Origin of the sequence: Streptomyces sp. NPDC048275, from assembly GCF_040652275.1 — a bacterium.
In the GTDB taxonomy this organism is placed as follows: Bacteria; Actinomycetota; Actinomycetes; order Streptomycetales; family Streptomycetaceae; genus Streptomyces.
Window position 1 is genome coordinate 1 of record NZ_JBEZLR010000002.1, and the last position, 20293, is coordinate 20293.

Consider the following 20293-nt stretch of genomic DNA (forward strand, 5'->3'; position numbering starts at 1 on the left):
CAGGGCAAGGCGCTGTCGATAAACCGGCGCACGAGTCCGGACGTGATCGAGTCGCTTCCCAACTCCCGCCGTGGTCATCACCACATGGACCTGGCTCCGCCATCACTCCCTCCTCCGCCTTGCAGCTGCACGCACCAGACCCCGCTCCTTCTCCCACCCTCCAATTGCCGGTCGGTCTAAGGGACAGTGAAGGTGTGAGTCAGGTCGGTGAAGGTGCGAGTCGGGCCGACGCCGGGTGCCGTGAGTACGAGGTCAGAGCACGCGCAGCGTCCAGGACCAGTGGTGGATGCCGGTCCCGATCAGATGGCCGGGCGAGGTGTCCGACCCGCACGAGGCCGTGCCCAGGCCCCGGTGGGCCGCGTCGAGGTGCACCACGCAGCCGGGGCGCGGGACGAGTTCGTCGTGGTGGGTGGCGGCGGCCAGGTCCTCGGCCCGGTACCGGGTCACGGTCACCTGCCGCGGCTGGTCCAACGCGACCGCGAGCCCCGTGGCGTCCGGCGCGGAGAGCGTGAACCGGCGTACCCCGTGCCGCCCGCCGCTCTCCTGCGGACGCAGGTACGGAGTGAACAACTCGTCCACGGCGACGGAGTGGTGCCCCACGGGCGCGCCCGCGCTCCGGTCCGGATAGGACTCCCAGGGGCCCTGCCCGTACCACTCCAGGACATCGAGCCCGGCGACCGTCTCGAACACCGAGCCCACCCGGGGCACATCGTCGAGCCCCTCCGGCAGCTCGGCCGTCTCCTCGACCCGCACCCCGCCCTCGACGCTCGTGAACACCTGCTCGTGACGCACGACGCCCGCCATGGTCGGGTACTCGGCGACCACGGTGACGCTCCCGCCCTCACGGCGTACGTCGACGACCTTGCGTTCGAGCGTGTCGAGCCCCCAGGCCCGCCAGCGCGCCGCCATGCCGCCCAGCTCGTCGTTGTCGGTCGGCGTCCGCCACAGCGACAGCACGGGGGCCGACGTCAGCAGCGGATGGACGAGCAGCCCGTCCTCGGCGACCTCCACGGCCGGGGCGTCCAGCGTCACCGGAGTCTCGGATTCCGCCGCCCGCAACCTCACCTGCGGCATACATACCTCCGTACCCCGCGGCGCCCACGCCTCCTCGTCCGCCGTCGTCACCCGCAGCGTCAGCCAGGCCTCGCCACCGTCCTTGGGCAGCGCGAACGGCATCGGCACCACCACCGACTCACCCGCCCGTACGTCGGGCAGTTCGGCCGGCGCCGTCAGCGTGCCGCCGTCCGCGAGCGACAGCTGCCACTCGGCGGCCAGCCACGCAAGGCCGCGGAAGTGCTGGTGATTGCTCACCCGCAGTTCGCCCCCGACGTGGGCGAGCCGCACCGGCGCCGCGATCTCCCGGTGCTCGTACATCACCGGCTTGGGCGTGCGGTCGGGAAAGACCACCCCGTCGGCGATGAACGCGCCGTCGTGGATCGTCTCGCCGAAGTCGCCGCCGTACGCCCAGCGGTGGCCCGGTGCCGCGACACCGTTGTCATACAGCCCGGCGCCACCGCGCCCGGCCGGTCTTCCGTCACTCACGCGTTGCAGAATGCCGTGGTCCCAGAACTCCCAGATGAAACCGCCCTGAAGCCCTGGGGTCGACTCGATGGCGACCCAGTGCTCGGCGAGCGTGCCACTGCTGTTGCCCATGGCGTGGGAGTACTCGCACCAGATGAGCGGCTTGGTCTGCTCGCCGGAGAGGGCGTGCGCGACACAGTCCTCCAGGGGCGCGTACATCGGGCAGGCGATATCGGACGCGAGCGACGGATCGGCCCAGTCGAGCTTGGCCGCGCCCTCGTACTGGAGGGGCCGGGTCGGGTCGTGGCGCCGCACCCAGCCCGCCGCGGCGTCGTGGTTCGCGCCGTAGTCGGACTCGTTGCCCAGCGACCAGATGATGACGGAGGGATGGTTCTTGTCGCGCAGGACCATGCGGGAGACGCGGTCCACGAAGGCGTTCAGATAGCGGGGGTCGTCGGCGATCTCGTGGGCGTGGTCGTGCGCCTCGATGTTCGCCTCGTCGACGACGTAGAAACCCAGCTCGTCGGCGAGGTCGAGCAGGGTCGGGTCGTTCGGGTAGTGGGCGGTGCGGATCGCGTTGAACCCGAAGCGCTTCAGCAGCTCCAGATCCGCGCGCATGTCGTCGTACGACACCGTGCGGCCCGTCAGCGGATGGAAGTCGTGCCGGTTGACGCCTCGGATGTAGACCCGCTCGCCGTTCAGGAGCAGGTCCCGGCCGCGGATCTCGACCTCGCGGAAGCCCACCCGGTGGCGCGAGGTGTCGGCGACCGAGCCGTCGGCACGGTGCAGCCGGACGGTCAGGGCGTACAGCTCGGGTGTCTCGGCGGTCCAGGGGCGGACATCGGCGACGACGGTGGTGAGGCGGGCCTCGCCGAGGAAGTCGGAGACCCGGTCGTCCTCCTCCTTGAACCGCTCGAATTCCGCGTCCTGGGTGAGGAGGTGGCCGTCCAGCTCCCCGGTGACGTACCACCCGTCCGGCAGCGCACCCCCCGCGTCCCGCACCTGGCAGTCGACCCGCAGCCCGCCGTCGCACCGCGTCCGCACGGTCACGTCGGCGAGACGCAGCGGATCGGTGGCGTACAGCAGCACCGAGCGGGTGATCCCGGCGTGCCACCACTGGTCCTGGTCCTCGATGTGCGAGGCGTCCGACCACTTGACCACGGTCAGCCGCAGCCGGGAGCGTGCTCCGGGGCGTACGACGGCGGAGAGGTCGAACTCCGCCGCGAGATGGGAGTCCTTGGAGACGCCGACCGGCCGCCCGTCCACATGGACCAGCAGCACGCTCTCGGCGGCGCCGACCTGGAGCACGATCCGGCGTCCGGCCCACTCGGCGGGAACGTCGACCTCACGCTCGTAGACGCCCGTCGGATTCGCGGCGGGAGAGGTGGGCGGGAACTCGCCCCAGGGCATCGTGAAGTTGGTGTACTGCGGCAGGTCGTCGGTGCCCTGCATGGTCCAGGCGCCCGGGACCTGCTGGGAGGACCAGGTGTCGGACGGCGGCGCGGCCGGCGAGGGCAGCAGCTGGAAGCGCCAGTCCCCGTCCAGCGACAGGGCATCCGCCCGCCGGTCCAGGGCGTTCATGGGCAAACGCCCCCAGGAAGTCACCTCAGGTGCTTCCCAGGGGCGCAGCGCGAAGAGCGGGTCCGTCATCAGCGGATGGCCCCCTTGCCGAGGTCCGCGATGATCTGCTTGGCGCCGATCGCGAAGACGATCAGCAGTGGGATGAGGGCGAGAAGTGCGCCGGTCATGACCATTCCGTAGTCGGTGGTGCCATGGACACCGTTGAGCTGGGACAGCGCGACCTGCAGGGTCACGTTGTCGGGGTTGGTGAGGGCGATCAGGGGCCAGGCGTAGTCGTTCCACTGGCCCATGAAGGTGAAGATGCCGAGGAAGGCGAGGCCCGGCCGGACGACCGGGAGCGCCACATGCCAGTACTGGCGCAGGAAGCCGGCCCCGTCGAGCTTCGACGCGTCGATCAGCTCGTCGTGGATCGCGCTCTTCATGTACTGGCGCATCCAGAAGATGCCGAACGCGTTCGCCGCCGCCGGGACGATCAGTGCGGTCATCGAGCCTATCCAGCCCAGCTTCGCCATGATCACGAACTGCGGGATCGCCTGGAGCTGTCCCGGAACCATGAAGATCGCCATCATCAGGGCGAACAGCACCCCGCGGCCCGGGAACTGGAACTTGGCGAAGACGAACGCGGCCAGCGAGTCGAAGAACAGGACCAGGAAGGTCACCGAGGTCGCGACCAGCAGCGAGTTGAACATCGACCCGAAGAAATCGATGTTGTCGAAGAGATGGCGGGCGTTCTCGAGGAAGTGCGAGCCGGGCAGCAGCTTCGGCGGGTAGGAGAAGATCTCGGTCGACGAGTGCGTCGACATGATCACGGCCCAGTAGAACGGGAAGACCGAGACCAGCAGACCGATGATCAGGACCAGATGGAGGGCGATGCCCCGGCGCCGGTCACCCTTGATGGAGGACGTGCGCCCCGAGCCTTTGGTGGTTGATGCCATGGTGGGGCCTCCTAGTCTTCGCCCCGGCGCTGCACCAGGCGCCAGTTGATGATCGAGAAGATGATGACGACGAGGAAGATGCCCCAGGCCACCGCGGCGCCGTAGCCGAAGTCGTTGTTGTCGAAGGTCTGCTGGAAGAAGTAGAGGACCATGGTCTGTCCCGAGTGGCCCGGACCGCCCGCGAACGACGAGTTGTTGTCCGTGGTCTGCAGCAGCACCTGCGGTTCGGAGAAGGTCTGCAGGCCGGTGACCGTCGAGATGACGAGGACGAAGAGCAGCACCGGACGCATCATCGGCAGCGTGATCCGGAAGAAGGTCTGTACGGGCCCGGCGCCGTCCATGCGCGCCGCCTCGTACAGCTCGCCCGGGATCGTCTGGAGCCCGGCGAGGAAGATGATCGCGTTGTAGCCGGTCCACTGCCAGGTCATCAGCGTGGCGATGGCGACCTTGATGCCCCACGGTGTGTTCAGCCAGGCCACCTGGTCCAGGCCGACCGCCTCCAACAAGGCGTTCATCAGACCGAAGTTGGTGGAGAAGACCGAGCCGAAGATGATCGCGACGGCCACGATCGAGGTGACGTTCGGGAGGAAGAACGCGAAGCGGTAGACGTTCTTGAAGCGGACCGCCGAGTTGAGCATCACGGCCGTGACCATCGCCAGGAAGATCATCGGGATGGTGGCCAGCGCCCAGATGACGAGCGTGTTCCCGATCGAGGTCCAGAACTGGCTGTCCGACAGCAGATAGCGGTATTGCGAGAGCCCCGCGTACTCCATCGAGCCGAGGCCGTCCCAGCGGTGGAACGACAGATAGAGGGAGAAGCCGACGGGGATCAGACCGAAGGCGAGGAACAGCAGATAGAAGGGGGAGATCGCGGCGTACAGCCGCCAGTAGCTCAGGATGCCCTTCTTGGGGTGGACGGCGGGGACGGCGGCCACGGCCGCGGGGGGCGTGTCGACCACAGGTGCGGTAGCCATGTCAGTAACTCACCCCCAGGTGGTCCGCGATGCGCCGGCACTTGCTCATGGCGTCCTTCCATGCCTGCTTCTCGTCCTTGCCGAGGATGGAGAAGTTGCGCAGCTCGTCGTTGATGGGGGTGCTGAGTGCGATGTCGTACGGGCTGTTGAAGGCGACCGGGATCTTTTCCGCGGCCGGGCCGAAGACGTCCATGGTGATCTGGTTGCCGAAGAACGCGTCAGGTTCGCGCAGCTTCTTCATGGCGTACGACGCCGGAGTCGACGGGAAGAGCACCGAGTCGACAAAGCCCTGGGCCTGGTTGTCCGCGTCGAGCATCCAGGTGATCATCTCGAAGGCCTTCTCCGGTTCCCGGCACGCCTTGGTGATCGCGAGGAACGAACCGCCGATGTTCGAGGGCCCGCCCGGACACGCGGCCACCCGCCACTTGCCCTTGGTCTTCGGTACGTTGAGCTTGATGTCACCGGCCGCCCAGGAGGCGTTCAGCTGGCTCGGCAGCAGGCCCCGCTCGGTGGCCGAGGTGTTGTCCGCCGTGCCGTTGATGATCTTCGAGACCAGGCCGCGGCGGGTGGCCTCGACGGCACGGTCCCAGGCGGTGCGCACATGCTCCTGGTCGCCGATGAAGTGCCGGTCCTTGTCGACGTACCGCTTGGTCGTCTGGTTGACCGAGATGCCGAAGACGCTCAGGGCGTCGGTGAGGATGAACGTGCCGGGGATGCGCTTCTTGAGCTGCTCACCGGCCGCGAAGAACTGGTCCCAGGTGGCCAGCTCCTTGGAGACGTCCTCGGGCTCGTATGCCAGTCCGGCCTTCTGGAAGACGGCCGGCTGGTAGTAGTGCGCGACCGGCCCGCAGTCGATCGGGAAGCCCACCATCGAGCCGTCCTCGGCGATGCCCTGATCCCACTTCCAGGGCAGGTACTGGTCCTTCAGTTTGTCGGCGCCGAGCGTGCGCAGGTCCACGAACTGGTCGGAGTTCGGTAGGTACGAGGCCATGTCCTCGCCCTTGAGCCCGGCGATGTCCGGGACGTGGGCGCGTCCGGTCATGGTGGTCATCAGCTTCGAGCGGTAGTAGCCGCCGATCTGGATGGCCTGGAGGTTCACCGCGCTGTCGTAGCGGGTCTTGGCATCCTGGACGACCTTTGGGCTCAGCCCGCCGCTCCAGTACCACAGGACCATGTTCCGCCCGGTCGAGCCGGTCGGAACGCCACAGCCGGTCGCCAGGCCGCCGAGCGCCGTGGCGGCCGTTGTGGCCAGGCCCGCGCGCAGCAGGCCCCTTCGTGAGAGCCGCACTGCTCCCACCGCCTTTCGGATCTTTTCGGTCTTCGCGTACGAGGGGTCATACGTGGGGTGATGAAAGGGGTTTTACGTGGGGTCATCGGGGGGTGCTCGGCCGACGGGTGGCGTCGGGGGGAGTGACGGGAGCGTGCTGGACGGGCGGGCCCGGGTCCGCCGGAAGGCGGTCGGCCAGGAAGCCGTAGGCCTTGCGCAGTTCGGGATCCCGCAGCGAGTGCCACCAGCGGTGGACGCCGTACCAGCCGGGTGCCGCCAGCGCACCGCCGTGCTTCTGTACGGACAGGCCCGCGGCGAGCACCGCGAAGCGCAGCCGCTCCTCCAACGGCCAGCCGCCGAGCGAGGCCGCGACAAAACTCGCGCCGAAGACGTCTCCGGCACCCGTCGCGTCCAGGACATCGATGTCGAGCGCGGGAACCTCCGCGAACTCGCCCGTCAACTGGTCCACGGCCACCGCGCCGTCGCCGCCGCGGGTGACCACGGCGACCGGCACCAGTTCGGACAGCGTGCCGAGGGCCGCGACCGCGCTGTCGGTGCGCGTGTAGGCCATCGCCTCGGTCTCGTTCGGGAGGAAGGCGTGGCACAGGGTGAGCTGGTCGAGGAGGTCGCGGGACCACTGCTGGGTGGGGTCCCAGCCGACGTCGGCGTAGATCTGCGTGCCGTTCGCGGCGGCCTTGGCGAGCCAGCCGCGCGGCTCGGCCTCGAGGTGCACGAGGGCGGTGCGCGCCTCGGGCGGGTCGCCCATCAGCTCGTCCTGCGAGTACGGCGGTTCCTGGCCGTGGGTGACCAGGGCCCGATCGTCGCCGTGGGCGAGGGAGACGGTGACCGGGGTGTGCCAGCCGTCGGCGGTACGCGAGAGGGAGAGGTCGACACCCTCCTGGCCGGCGAGGACCTCGCGGCAGTACGCGCCGTAGTGGTCGTCGCCGAAGACCGTGGCCAGGGAGGTGCGCAGGCCGAAGCGGGAGGCCGCCACGGCCAGGTTGGCGATACCGCCGGGGCTCACGCCCATGCCCTCGGTCCAGATCTCCTCGCCGGGGGTCGGCGGCCGTCCCAGCCCGGTCAGGACGAGGTCGTAGAAGAGCAGCCCCGTCAGCAACACGTCGGGCCGTTCGTCACCCACAGGACACCCTCTCGTCAAAAGTCTGCAAGCGGTGCACAGGATCGTGCGCGCATCCAGCCAATTTGGCAAGAGTCGAGCAGAACTGAGCATAGAAATGATTGAGAATGACGAGTACTGTTCACGGTGTGCTGGCAGAGCGACGACATCAACTCATCCTGCGGGCCCTGCGCTCCGGCGGGCCCGCAGCCGTGACCGATCTCTCCGAACAGCTGGGTGTGAGCCCCGCCACGGTCCGCCGTGACCTGCTGAAACTGGAGGAGGAAGGCCTGCTCACGCGGGTGCACGGCGGCGCGGTCGTGGAGGAGGGTGACCAGCCCTTCGCCGAGGTCGCCGAGGTCCGCGTGGCCGAGAAGGACGCCATCGCGGCGCACGCCGCGTCGATGGTGCAGGACGGCCAGTCCGTCCTGCTGGACATCGGCACCACCGCCTACCGGCTGGCCCGGCAGCTGCACGGACGCCGGATCACCGTGATCACCAGCAATCTGGTGGTCTACGAGGAGCTCGTGGACGACGAGGACATAGAGCTGGTGCTGCTCGGCGGCATGGTCCGCCGCGAATACCGCTCCCTGGTCGGCTTCCTCACCGAGGACAACCTGCGGCAACTGCACGCCGACTGGCTCTTCCTCGGTACCAGCGGGGTGCGGCCCGGCGGGCAGGTGATGGACACCACCGTCGTCGAGGTGCCGGTCAAGCGCGCCATGATCGAGGCCGGCGGCAAGGTCGTCCTGCTCGCCGACCGCGCGAAGTTCCCGGGTACGGGCATGGCGCGGGTCTGCGGGCCGGAGGAACTCGACGTGGTGGTGACGAACGGCCCGCTGGACCCGGCGACGCGGTCCTCGTTGGAAGAAGCGGGTGTGCAAGTGGTCGTGACAGGAAAGGCGGATATGGCGTGAAGCTGACGATTCTCGGTGGCGGCGGTTTCCGCGTGCCGCTCGTGTACGGGGCGCTCCTCGGGGACCACGCCGAGGGCCGCGTCACCCATGTGGTGCTGCACGACGTGGACGCGGCGCGGCTGACGGCCGTGGCCCGCGTGCTGGCCGAACAGGCGGCGGGGGACCCGGACGCCCCCGAGGTGTCCTGCACCACCGATCTCGACGACGCCCTGCGCGGCGCCGACTTCATTTTCTCCGCGATCCGCGTCGGCGGCCTCGAAGGGCGCGCGGCGGACGAGCGGGTCGCCCTCGCCGAGGGCGTCCTCGGCCAGGAGACGGTCGGCGCCGGCGGCATCGCGTACGGCCTGCGCACGGTCCCTGTGGCCGTCGACATCGCGCGGCGGGTGGCCCGGCTCGCCCCCGACGCCTGGGTCATCAACTTCACCAACCCGGCCGGCCTGGTCACCGAGGCCATGTCCCGCCACCTCGGCGACCGGGTGATCGGCATCTGCGACTCGCCGGTCGGCCTCGGCCGCCGGATCGCCACGGTGCTGGGCGCCAACCCCCGCGAGGCGTGGATCGACTACGTCGGCCTCAACCACCTCGGCTGGGTGCGCGGGCTGCGCGTGGCGGGCCGCGACGAACTCCCGCGCCTGCTCGCGGACCCCGAGCTGCTGGGCTCCTTCGAGGAGGGCAAGCTCTTCGGCGTCGACTGGCTCCAGTCCCTGGGCGCCATCCCGAACGAATACCTGCACTACTACTACTTCAACCGGGAAACGGTCCGCGCCTACCAGCAGGCGGAGAAGACGCGCGGCGCGTTCCTGCACGACCAGCAGGACCGGTTCTACGAGGAGATGAAGCACCCGCAGGCCGCCGCGCTGACCGCCTGGGACCGTACCCGCGCCGAACGCGAGGCCACCTACATGGCCGAGAACCGGGACGCGGCGGGCGCGGGCGAACGTGACGCCGACGACCTCTCCGGAGGCTACGAGAAGGTGGCGCTGGCCCTGATGCGGGCCATCGCCCGCGACGAGCGCACCACGCTCATCCTCAACGTCCGCAATCGCGGCACGCTCAGCGTGCTCGACGCGGACGCCGTCATCGAGGTGCCCTGCCTCGTCGACGCCAACGGTGCCCACCCGGTCGCCGTCGCCCCGCTGCCCGGCCACGCCACCGGGCTGGTGTGTTCGGTCAAGGCGGTGGAGCGCGAGGTCCTGTCCGCGGCCGAGTCCGGCGCGCGCACGACCGCCGTGAAGGCCTTCGCGCTGCATCCGCTCGTGGACTCCGTGAACGTGGCCCGCAGGCTGGTCGAGGGATACACCTCGGTCCACCCCGGCCTGGCGTACCTTAAGTAAGCGCTTTCCACCTTTCTGGAGACTCTTATGCACGACGAACGCCGCCGGATCGAGGAGCGCGTCGCACGCGTCCACGACCAGCGCATCAAGCCCGCCGTCCACGCCACCTCGGTGCCCTTCGAGGTCGAGGCCTGGCAGGCGCCCGGCGAGCCCGTCCCCTTCGCGGAGGCCGCCGCCGCGCCCTACAAGCCCTTCGCGATGGACACCCCTTGGGGGCCGCCGTGGGGCACGACCTGGTTCCGGATGCGCGGGTCCGTCCCGGAGAACTGGGCGGGCAAGCGGGTCGAGGCCGTCTTCGACCTCGGCTTCGTCGGGGACTGGCCCGGAAACCAGGCCGAGGCGCTCGTCCACCTGCCGGACGGGGTGCCGCTGAAGGCGGTCAACCCGCAGAACCAGTACGTGCCGATCGCCCACCCCGCGACGGGCGGCGAGGAGATCCACTACCTGGTCGAGGCGGCCTCCAACCCCGACATCCTCGCCAATGACTTCGCGGCCCCGACCCCGCTCGGCGACCGCCTCACCGCGGGCGACAAGCCGCTCTACACCTTCAAGCGCGCGGACATCGCGATCCTCGACGAGGACGTCTGGCACCTCGACCTCGACATCCAGGTGCTGCGCGAGCTGATGCTGGAACTCGCCGAACTCGACCCGCGCCGCCACGAGATCATGACCGCGCTGGACCGGGCGATGGACGCGCTGGACCTGGACGACATCTCCGGGACGGCCGCCGCCGCCCGCGCGGTTCTCGCGCCGACCCTGGCCAAGCCCGCGCACGCCAGCGCCCACACCCTGTCCTCCGTCGGCCACGCGCACATCGACTCCGCCTGGCTCTGGCCGATCCGCGAGACCAAGCGCAAGACCTCCCGCACCTTCTCGAACGTCACCGCACTCGCGGAGGAGTACGAGGAGTTCGTCTTCGCCTGCTCGCAGGCCCAGCAGTACGAGTGGGTGCGCGACAACTATCCGCAGGTGTGGGAGCGCATCAAGAAGGCTGTCTCCGACGGCAGTTGGGCACCGGTCGGCGGCATGTGGGTGGAGGCCGACGGCAACCTGCCCGGCGGTGAGGCGCTGGCCCGCCAGCTCATCCACGGCAAGCGGTTCTTCATCGAGCACTTCGGCGTCGAGACCAAGGGCGTCTGGCTGCCGGACTCCTTCGGCTACAACGCGGCCTACCCGCAGCTCGCCAAGCTCGCCGGCAACGAGTGGTTCCTGACCCAGAAGCTCTCCTGGAACCAGACCAACAAGCTGCCCCACCACAGCTTCTGGTGGGAGGGCATCGACGGCACGCGCATCTTCACGCACTTCCCGCCCGTCGACACCTACAACGTCGAGTTCTCCGGCAAGGAGATGGCGCACGCCGTCCGCAACTACCAGGACAAGGGTCGCGGTACGACCTCACTGGCCCCCTTCGGGCACGGCGACGGCGGCGGCGGCCCCACCCGCGAAATGATGGAGCGCGCCCGCCGGCTGGCGAACCTGGAGGGCTCGGCGAAGGTCCGTGTCGAGCACCCCGACGCCTTCTTCGCCACCGCCCGCGAGGAGATCCCCAAGGACCAGGTCTGGTCGGGCGAGCTGTACTTGGAGCTGCACCGCGCCACCTACACCTCACAGGCCCGCACCAAGCAGGGCAACCGGCGCAGTGAACACCGGCTGCGCGAGGCCGAGTTGTGGGCGACGACCGCCGCGCTGCACGCGCCGGGCTACTCCTACCCGTACGAGAAGCTCGACCGGCTCTGGAAGACCGTGCTGCTGCACCAGTTCCACGACATCCTGCCGGGCTCGTCCATCGCCTGGGTGCACCGTGAGGCGGAGGCGGAGTACGCGCGGGTGGCGAAGGAGGTCGAGGCGATCACGGCCGAGGCCGTGGCCGCGCTGGGCACGGGCGAGACCCGGGTGTTCAACACCAGCCCGGTCGACCGCGCCGAGGTGGTCCGGACGTCCGTCGGCATCCCGATGTACGCCGAGGTCCCCGCGAACGGCAGCGCCCCGCTCGGCACGGGCGAGCCCGCGCGGCCGGTGACCGTCAGCGGCCGCGTCCTCGACAACGGCCTCGTCCGGGTCGAGTTGGCCGAGGACGGCACCCTGGCCTCGGTACGGGACCTGACGGCCGATCGCGAAGTCCTCGCCGACAAGGGCAACCTGCTCAGACTGCACAGCGACCTCCCGAACTACTGGGACGCCTGGGACATCGACAAGCACTACAAGAACCGCTACACGGACCTGCTCGACGCCGAGTCCGTGACGGTTGTCGAGGACGGCCCGCTGCTCGGTGCCCTGAAGGTGGAGCGCGCCTTCGGCAAGGGCTCGCGGATCACGCAGACGATCACCGTCCGGGCGGGCAGCCGCCGGATCGACGTCGAGACGGAGATCGACTGGCACGAGGCGGAGAAGATCCTCAAGGCCGCCTTCCCGGTGGACATCCGCGCCCCGCACTCCTCCGCGGAGATCCAGTTCGGCCACGTCCAGCGCCCCACCCACACCAACACCAGCTGGGAAGCGGCCCGGTTCGAGGTCTACGGCCACCGCTGGGTGCACATTGCCGAGCCCGGCTACGGCGTCGCGGTCATCAACGACTCGACGTACGGCCACGACGTCTCCCGCACGGTCCGCGAGGACGGCGGTACAACGACCACCGTCCGGCTGTCCCTCGTGCGCGCCCCGCGCGTGCCCGACCCCGAGGCCGACCAGGGCAAGCACCGCTTCACCTACGCCCTGCTGCCGGGAGCGAGCGTCGAGGACGCCATCGCGGAGGGCTACGCGCTCAACCTGCCGCTGCGGGTGGCCGATTCCGCCGGTCCCGCGCGGCCGGTCGTCTCGGTCGACGGCGAGGGCGTCACGGTCGAGGCGGTCAAGCTCGCCGACGACGCCTCGGGCGATGTCGTCGTACGCCTCTACGAGTCCCGCGGCGGTCGTGCCCGGGGCACCCTGCGCACGGGCTTCCCGCTCGCGGGGGCCCAGGTGACCGACCTCCTGGAGCGACCGCTGGCGGCGGCGGACACGGACGGGGACGCGGTCCCGGTCGAGTTGCGCCCCTTCGAGGTGCAGACGCTGCGACTGGCCGTACGGAAGAACTGACCGATGGCCGTACGGAAGAACTGACCGACCGTACTTCCCATGAAGAATTAAGGAAGTGGTAAAGCGCCTGGTCACGGCAGGTTTGGCGGCTGCCGTGACCGCGGCTCGTTCCCTACCCGACACCTGAAGTTCGCTTGTCACCCCTGCGATGCGGGGGAGTCGAGAGAGAGGTGTCACGGTGCGAGACCCGCGTATGTCCGCGATCAGCAAGGGCCTCAAGCGTCGGGGGAGGCTGGTGGCGGAGGCCGTGCGCCCACCGCGGCGGGGTCTGGACGCCGTGCCGTCACCCCGGACCCCCGCCAAGGCCCCTGAGGAGTGGAAGTACGTCGCCCCGAGCGCCCCGCGCCTGGTGGACTCGCCCGTGTTCGTGCTCTCCTCCGTGCGCTCCGGCTCGACCCTGCTGCGGGTGCTGCTCAACAGCCACAGCCAGATCCGCGCCCCGCACGAGATGCATCTGCGCACCCTCCACGTCACCATGTCCCGCGACTTCACCGCGGCCGCCATGCAGGCGCTCGAACTCGACAAGGTCGAGCTGGAGCACACGTTGTGGGACCGGCTGCTGCACCTCGAACTCAGCCGCAGCGGCAAGCAGATCATCGTGGACAAGACCCCGCCGAACACCCTTGTCTGGCCGCGCCTGCACCGATGTTGGCCCAGCGCCCGCTTCATCGTGCTGCTCCGCCACCCGGCCGCGGTGATCAGCTTCCTCACCAACCGTCGCGCGAACCCCGACCACGAGGCCATTCGCCGCGAGGTTCTCCACTACAGCGAGAAGCTGGAAGAGGCCCGCCAGAGCCTCGACACCGCCCATGTGATCACGTACGAAGAGCTCACCGCCGATCCCGAGCGGATCACCCGCGGCGTGTGCGACTACCTCGGAGTCCCCTGGGAGAGCACCATGCTCGACTACGGCTCCCGGGACCACGGCACCTTCCGCCCCCAGCTCGGCGACTGGAGCAAGACCATCAAGTCGGGGCGTGTCCAACCCGCCCGCAGCGCCGATCCGGGGCTCGAACTCCCGCCCAGGCTCGCTGAGTTGGCGCGAGCATGGGGATACCCGGCCGGCTGAGGACCGGGTACCCCCGCACCGTGCGCGTCAGCCGGTGAAGCCGGCCGTGATGGACGTGAACTGCCAGGTGTTCTGGCTGATGCCGGAGCAGTTGCTCACCACACCACCACCCGGGCAGGGCCGGTCGCGGTTGACCGACCAGTAGGCGAGCCGGGCGATGTGGTGGGAGTTCGCCCAGTCACGGATCTGGGTCCAGATCGCCGGACTCGTCAACTCCTGCTGGTCGCTGAGCCCGTTCATGCCCGAGATACCGATGTGGGCGTAGGCCGTGGCGTCGTCCCAGCCGAAGGCCGACTTCAACTTGGTCTTCAGCCCCTCGGTGGCGCCCACGGTGTTGCCGTACATGTCGGCACCGCCGCCGAAGTCGAACGGCATGATCGTGAACACGTCGATGTTCGCGTTCAGGGCCTTGGCCTGGTCGATGAGGCGGCCGCCCCAGTAGTTCGGGCCGGTCGTCGAGGTGCCGAAGGTGATGATCGTGCGCAGGCCCGGGTTGTTCGCCTTGACGATCTTCAGGGCGTTCAGGATCCGGTCCTGGACCGTCGCGTTCTCGAATTCGTCCGTGTTCTCGATGTCGACGTCGATCGCCTTGAGCCCGTACGCGTCGATCACCTTCTGGTACGCGCCCGCCAGCGCCTCCGGTGTCGAGCAGTTCGGCCCGAGCTTGTTGCCGCTCCAGCCGCCGATCGACGGGACGATGTCGCCGCCCGCGGAGCGGATCGAGTTGATGACGGTCTGGTCATTGCCGCCGGTCAGCGCGCGCGATCCGTCCCAGGCGGGGTTGCAGCCGCCCGAGGAGAGGATGAACGCCATCGTGAACCACTTGATCCCGGTGGAGCTCATCACCGAGGTCGCGCTCGGCGGGTCGCCCCAGCCGAGGTAGAGGTAGGGCGCCGCCTGCTTGAAGCCGGTGTCGCCGCCGCCCGAGTTGGTCGTGACGCTCACGGTGTTGGACGCCGCCGAGGTGTTCCCGGCCGCGTCCCGCGCCTTCACGGTGAAGGTGTAGGCGGTGCTCGCCGACAGCCCGCTGACCGTGGCACTCGTACCCGACACACTGAGCACCCGGTTCGAGCCGCTGTAGATGTCGTACGCGCTCACGCCGACGTTGTCGCTCGACGCGCCCCACGACAGCGACACGCTGGAGGAGGTCTTGCCGGTCGAGGTCAGGTTCGTGGGCGTGGTCGGCGCCTGGGTGTCCGAGCCGCCGCCCGGGCCGTCCAGGCTGATGTCGTCCGCGTAGTAGGTCCCTTGCCCGTACCAGCCGTGCGTATAGATCCGGGCGCTGGTCTGCGCGGCACCAGTAGTGAAGGACAGGGTGAGTTGGCTGTACGCCGATGGGGAGGTCGTCCAGGTCGAGGCGCCGCCGTCTACGCCGAGGTAGACGTAGTTGCCGCGCACCCAGCCCGACAGGCTGTACGTCGTGTTCGGCTGGACCGCGACGGTCTGGCTGCACTGGGCGTTGTCGCTCGAACTCGCGGCTCCCGCAAGGGCTTTGGTGCCGCCGTGCACGGGGCTGGTGACGACCGAGCCGAGGTTGCCGGTGCATGACCAGGGGGAGAGGCTGCCCGACTCGAAGCCGGGGTTGGGCAGGATATTGGCCGCCTGGGCCGTGGTGGGGAGGGCGACCGCGCCGGCCAGGGCCAGGGCGGCGGTGCCGAGCAGGGCGAGGAAACGACGTCTGGAACGTCCGAGGTCTGTGATGCGCACACGATCTCCCTGAAGAAATGGGGGTGTTCGGGAGTGCTGAGGGGTGCGCAACCAAGTTGGTATGGACCAATCCCGCTGTCAAGGTGCTGAGCGGAAATTGGTCCAGACCGGTGGGCGGAGCGGGTGGCGTTTGTCTACGCGGGCGCGATGGCCGCGGTGGGTGCGCCGGTGGGGGCGGGTTCCATGGCGGGGGCGGGCACGGCCGGCAGCGTGGATGCGGGCGTGGGGGTGGGGGTGGGCGCGTCGGTCCGCTGCTGCGGCACCGACACCGGACGCACGGGACGGGGTCCTGAGACCACGGTGTAGTCCTGCCCGAGCAGCGGCGGTACCACCTCGCCCGGCTCCTCGCCGAGCGCCAACCGCACAGCGGCCCACGGCGCGTTGATGCCGCACTGCGAGAGCTGGTGCAGGCCGCCCGCCGGGCGGGTGTTGACGTCCATGAGGACCGGCTCGTCGCCGTACATCCGGAACTGGATGTTCGTCAGATAGTGCAGCCCGAACGCTTCCGCGAGCAGCCGCGCGGGCTCGATCCACGAGGGGTGGAGGGTGAAGCCGCGGCGGCGCCCGTTCTTGGTGCGGCCCACGGCCATGCGGACCCGGCCGTCGGGCCCGGTGAGGCAGTCGACGGACACCTCCGGCTGCCCCAGCAGCGGCATGACCAGCCAGTCGACGGGCTCGTCCGTCTCCCGCAGCGCGTCCTGGACCAGGCTCAGCGGCACATACGGACTCGGAAATCCGTTGAGGTGCGCGAGGGAGAAGGGGGCGCGCGTGATGACGCGGAAGCCGACCCCGCCCGCCCCCGCCGCCGGCTTGAAGCAGGCCTTGTGACCCGCGGCCTCCAGCGCCTCGACCGCCACGAGAAGCTCCTCCTCGGTGCGCACCCGCCACCACGGCGGCACCGGCACGCCCACCGCCTGGACCGCCTGGTACGCGGTGGCCTTGTCCTGGAAGACGGCCACCGCCTCGGCGGGCGGCGCCAGCAGGGCCGTACCGATCGCGGCGAACTCCGCGCGATGCGCCACGATCGCCGACTGGTGCAGGACCGGCACGAACACGTCGATGGAGTGGCGGGCGCACTGGTCGAGGGCGTACTCGACGTACGCGGCGGGGGAGAGGCCCTCCGGCTCCATGGCCGCGGTGTCGGCCGCGGCCAGTACGGGAGAGTCGGGATCGCCGTGCGTGGCATGGATCTCGACCGGACGGAGCTGCGGATTACTTCGCAGCTGATCCATGAAGAACACGTTCTCCGCGTACGTGCGGTTGAGCCAGACGCGTACGCGAGAGCCCATGCAGGCCGCCTTTCACGGTTCCCGGGCACGGCGAAGCAGGCCGTGCCCGGCCAGGGGAGAGGGAGGTACACGAAACCGCCGGACGCCAAAGGAGGTTCGAGACGGTCGTGTTGGGGCGATCATAAGGGGCGCGGGCCGGGTGTGACGCTACAGGCGTGTTACGGATTCCCGGAGAAGGCGATCGCGGGCGCTCGGATGCCGTGGATCAGGCCTTCGCGATGCGCGGGATCCGGCCTTGGGGCGGGCCGTTCTTGTTCCATGGGGGCGAATGTGTTCTTGTGTTTCCATTCGTTTTCTCGGAGGTGGCGCAGGTGCGGTCGACGGTCGGCGGACATGGAAACCTGCTGGCCATCAGCGACCTGCACATCGGGTACGCGGAGAACCGCGCCCTGGTGGAGAAGATGCGCCCCGAGTCCGACGACGACTGGCTTCTGGTGGCCGGTGACGTCGCGGAGACCGTGGCCGACATCCGATGGGCCCTCGAAACACTCGCCGGCCGCTTCGGCAAGGTGATCTGGGCGCCCGGCAACCACGAACTGTGGACCCACCCGAAGGACACGGTGAAGCTGCGTGGCGTCGCCCGCTACGAGCATCTGGTCGCCATGTGCCGGGAGTTGGGCATCACGACGCCCGAGGATCCCTACCCCGTGTGGGAGGGGCCGGGCGGGCCCGCGGTCGTCGCACCGCTCTTCCTGCTCTACGACTACTCGTTCCTGCCGCCCGGCTGCGCGACCAAGGACGAGGGGATGGCCTACGCCCAGGAGACCGGTGTGATCTGCACCGACGAGGTCACCCTGCACCCCGATCCCTACCCGAGCCGCGATGCCTGGTGCCACGCCCGGGTCGCCGAGACCGAACGCAGGCTCGCCGAACTGCCCGACGACCTGCCCACGGTCCTCGTCAACCACTACCCGCTGGACCGCCACCCGACCGACGTCCTGCGCTACCCCGAGTTCGCGATGTGGTGCGGCACCCGGCTGACCGCCGACTGGCACCGCCGATTCCGTGTCGAGGTCATGGTCTACGGTCATCTCCACATCCCGCGGACCACCCATCACGAGGGTGTCCGCTTCGAAGAGGTCTCGGTGGGATACCCCCGTGAGTGGCGCGCCCGCTCGGGCCCGCCGGGGACCCTGCGCCGCATACTGCCGATGGAGGTCGAAACCGGTGATCGAGGAGCTGCTCCCGGATTCGGTCGTGACCGTGGAAGCACACGGTGACGACGCGGCCGGAGGCGCGACGCTGTACCCCGAGGAAGCGGCTCAGGCGGCGCCGTTCGTGCCCAAGCGGCGTGCTGAGTTCGCCGCCGTGCGGGCGTGTGCCCGCCGGGCCATGGAGAAGCTCGGCGTGCCCGCGCAGCCGGTCCCGCGCGGCGCGAGCGGAGCGCCCGTCTGGCCCTCCGGGCTGATCGGCAGCATGACGCACTGCCCCGGCTACTGCGCCGCCTCCCTCACCCGGGCCACCGACCTCGCCTCCCTGGGCATCGACGCCGAAACCCACGAGGAGCTCCCTGAGGACGTCATCGACCAAGTGGCCCTGCCCACGGAGAGCGACCGTCTGCGGGGGCTGGCGGTGCGGCACCCCTCCGTGCACTGGGACCGGCTGCTGTTCAGCGCGAAGGAGTCCGTCTACAAGGCGTGGTTCCCCCTCACCGGGCAGTGGCTGGGATTCTTCGAGGCGGACATCGAGCTCTTCACGGACAGCGGCGTCGAGCGGCGGGGTCCCGACGGGCGGGGTCTCGACGGGCGGAGTAGTCTCGAGAGGAAAGATCTTGAGGAACCGGGTGCAGGGCCGTGGGGCCCCGCCCGGTCCGGCGGTTTCCGCGCCGAACTCCTCGTGCCGGGACCGCTGGTCGGCGGGCGGCGGATCGAGATCTTCGACGGGCGCTGGACCATCCGGCGGGGCCTGGTCGCCACGGCCGTCGCCGTGCCCCACGCCGTCCGCGGCTGACAGCCTCAGGCCAGGCGGCCTCCGGGCTTTGGACACCAGCTGTGCAGCAGCCGGAAGAACTCCTCCTCGTTGCCTGCGAGCCCGGCCGCCGCCAGTGCCTGCTCCGCCTCGGCGAGTGCGGAGGGCGGCACGACGGGTGGTCGAGGCCCGTCCGGTGTACCGTCGAAAGTGGCTCGAACGGTATGGAGGAGACGCAGATAGGCCTGCACAGCGGCGCGTTCGTGGTCGGTCAGTACGGCGGTCGGCATCGGACGGCTCTCCCCGGGTCGGCTGGTCGAAGCGGTGCATGGCACTCCCCGACCCCAGCTTGCCGTCCGGCACTGACAATCCCGTATCGGTCCCTGGAGGTTCGCCCGCTTAGCGGGGGTGAAACCTCACGGAAATCCCTCGTGGGACGAGCGCCCTAGGCTGGAGAGGAGAGCTGGGGCCTCCTTCGCGGAGGCCCGTGAGCTGCCCATACGGCGGCCTGGGAACAGGAGGTGAGCCCGTGGTCGACGTACCGCCTCGACGTCCGCGGCGAAACCTGCGGCTGCGCTCGGTGGGCGACGGAGAAGTGCGCCTGCACCACCGTGTCGTGCACGGTTACCGCCGCGCCTTCCGCATGGCCGGCGAGGGCCCCGCGCTCGTCCTGATCCACGGCATCGGCGACTCCTCGGCGACCTGGGCCGAGCTGATCCCCGACCTGGCCCGCTCGCATACGGTGATCGCACCGGACCTGCTCGGTCACGGAGCGTCGGACAAGCCGCGGGCCGACTACTCGGTGGCCGCGTACGCCAACGGGGTGCGCGATCTGCTCACCACGCTCGGCATCGAGTCCGCCACGCTGGTCGGGCACTCGCTCGGCGGCGGCGTCGCGATGCAGTTCGCCTATCAGTTCCCCGAGCGCACGGAACGGCTGATCCTGGTCAGCACGGGCGGCGTCGGCGGCGAGGTCAACCCCGTACTGCGGGCGGTGTCGCTGCCGGGTTCCCACCTCATGCTCTCGACGCTGAGACTGCCCGGTATGCGCCTTCAACTGGGCTTGTTCCTCCGCCTGATGAGACTCCTCGACACCGATGTCGGCCAGGACGCCCCGGAGTTGCTGAACCTCGTGGACGCGCTGCCCGACGGGATGTCCCGCAGCGTGTTCATCCGCACCCTGCGGGCCGTGGTCGACTGGCGTGGTCAGGCGGTGACCATGCTCGACCGCTGCTATCTGACCCAGGGCATGCCCACGATGCTGCTCTGGGGCGACCGCGACAGCGTGGTGCCGGTGCGGCACGCGTACGGGGCGCACCAGGCGATGCCGGGCAGCCGTCTGGAGATCTTCGAGGGCGCGGGTCACTTCCCCTTCCACAGCGACCCGGCGCGCTTCCTCGCCCTCGTTGACGAGTTCGTCAGCACCACCAGCCCGGCCGACTGGAGCCGTGAGCACTGGCGCGAGCTGCTGCGCGCGGGCCGCCCCGGCACGACGGCCGGACAACCTGACACGGCGCAGAGCCGGGCGGCGGAGCGAGACCTCCGAGAGGCCAGCGAACGCAGCGCGACATGACCCCCACCGCACGGCCGGACCGCGTG

The 20293-nt window shown here is 69.7% G+C and carries 15 protein-coding genes; 7 read left to right on the plus strand and 8 right to left on the minus strand.

Going from position 1 to position 20293, the window contains the following annotated elements:
• Positions 1-252 precede the first annotated feature (252 nt).
• The 5 genes from AB0D57_RS01335 to AB0D57_RS01355 form a co-directional block, all read right to left on the minus strand.
• Positions 253-3171, minus strand: a complete 2919-nt coding sequence (locus AB0D57_RS01335; protein ID WP_362065695.1) for a glycoside hydrolase family 2 TIM barrel-domain containing protein — start codon at positions 3169-3171, stop codon at positions 253-255.
• Positions 3171-4037, minus strand: coding sequence for a carbohydrate ABC transporter permease (locus tag AB0D57_RS01340; protein ID WP_362065697.1), 867 nt, complete (start codon positions 4035-4037; stop codon positions 3171-3173). The genes AB0D57_RS01335 and AB0D57_RS01340 overlap by 1 nt, the downstream gene beginning before the upstream one ends.
• Positions 4038-4048: 11 nt before the next feature.
• Entirely contained in the window at positions 4049-5011 is a 963-nt protein-coding gene (locus AB0D57_RS01345; RefSeq protein WP_362065699.1) for a sugar ABC transporter permease, read from the minus strand.
• A gap of 1 nt (position 5012) precedes the next feature.
• Positions 5013-6299, minus strand: a complete 1287-nt coding sequence (locus AB0D57_RS01350; RefSeq protein WP_362065701.1) for an extracellular solute-binding protein — start codon at positions 6297-6299, stop codon at positions 5013-5015.
• 82 nt (positions 6300-6381) lie between these two features.
• Entirely contained in the window at positions 6382-7419 is a 1038-nt protein-coding gene (locus tag AB0D57_RS01355) for a carbohydrate kinase family protein (RefSeq protein ID WP_362065703.1), read from the minus strand.
• A gap of 125 nt (positions 7420-7544) precedes the next feature.
• Between AB0D57_RS01355 and AB0D57_RS01360 the strand changes: the two genes are divergently transcribed.
• From AB0D57_RS01360 to AB0D57_RS01375, 4 genes are all read left to right on the plus strand, one after another.
• Positions 7545-8312: a DeoR/GlpR family DNA-binding transcription regulator gene (locus AB0D57_RS01360; RefSeq protein WP_362066157.1), complete on the plus strand. Its 768-nt coding sequence runs from the start codon at positions 7545-7547 to the stop codon at positions 8310-8312.
• Positions 8309-9646 (plus strand): 6-phospho-beta-glucosidase, encoded by a 1338-nt coding sequence (locus AB0D57_RS01365; protein ID WP_362065705.1) that lies wholly within the window; start codon positions 8309-8311, stop codon positions 9644-9646. The genes AB0D57_RS01360 and AB0D57_RS01365 overlap by 4 nt, the downstream gene beginning before the upstream one ends.
• Positions 9647-9673: 27 nt before the next feature.
• On the plus strand, positions 9674-12721 hold the full coding sequence (locus AB0D57_RS01370) for a glycoside hydrolase family 38 C-terminal domain-containing protein (RefSeq protein WP_362065707.1): 3048 nt from the start codon (positions 9674-9676) through the stop codon (positions 12719-12721).
• A gap of 178 nt (positions 12722-12899) precedes the next feature.
• Positions 12900-13790, plus strand: coding sequence for a sulfotransferase (locus tag AB0D57_RS01375; RefSeq protein WP_362065709.1), 891 nt, complete (start codon positions 12900-12902; stop codon positions 13788-13790).
• 27 nt (positions 13791-13817) lie between these two features.
• Here AB0D57_RS01375 and AB0D57_RS01380 read toward each other — a convergent pair whose 3' ends face one another.
• Both AB0D57_RS01380 and AB0D57_RS01385 read right to left on the minus strand, forming a co-directional pair.
• Positions 13818-15497: a carbohydrate binding domain-containing protein gene (locus AB0D57_RS01380; protein ID WP_362065711.1), complete on the minus strand. Its 1680-nt coding sequence runs from the start codon at positions 15495-15497 to the stop codon at positions 13818-13820.
• Between the two features lie 134 nt (positions 15498-15631).
• The gene (locus AB0D57_RS01385) at positions 15632-16786 is read right to left on the minus strand and encodes an ATP-grasp domain-containing protein (RefSeq protein ID WP_362065713.1); all 1155 of its coding nucleotides are present in this window, start codon (positions 16784-16786) and stop codon (positions 15632-15634) included.
• Between the two features lie 311 nt (positions 16787-17097).
• On the opposite strand from AB0D57_RS01385, the gene AB0D57_RS01390 reads away from it, so the two are divergent.
• Positions 17098-18006: a metallophosphoesterase gene (locus AB0D57_RS01390; RefSeq protein ID WP_362065715.1), complete on the plus strand. Its 909-nt coding sequence runs from the start codon at positions 17098-17100 to the stop codon at positions 18004-18006.
• Positions 17954-18736, plus strand: coding sequence for a 4'-phosphopantetheinyl transferase superfamily protein (locus tag AB0D57_RS01395; protein ID WP_362065717.1), 783 nt, complete (start codon positions 17954-17956; stop codon positions 18734-18736). Before AB0D57_RS01390 ends, AB0D57_RS01395 begins: the two co-directional genes overlap by 53 nt.
• Before the next feature lie 5 nt (positions 18737-18741).
• On the opposite strand, the gene AB0D57_RS01400 is transcribed toward AB0D57_RS01395, so the two are convergent.
• Positions 18742-18984: a hypothetical protein gene (locus tag AB0D57_RS01400; RefSeq protein WP_362065719.1), complete on the minus strand. Its 243-nt coding sequence runs from the start codon at positions 18982-18984 to the stop codon at positions 18742-18744.
• A gap of 239 nt (positions 18985-19223) precedes the next feature.
• Between AB0D57_RS01400 and AB0D57_RS01405 the strand changes: the two genes are divergently transcribed.
• Positions 19224-20267, plus strand: coding sequence for an alpha/beta hydrolase (locus AB0D57_RS01405; protein WP_362065721.1), 1044 nt, complete (start codon positions 19224-19226; stop codon positions 20265-20267).
• The last annotated feature ends 26 nt before the right edge of the window (positions 20268-20293 follow it).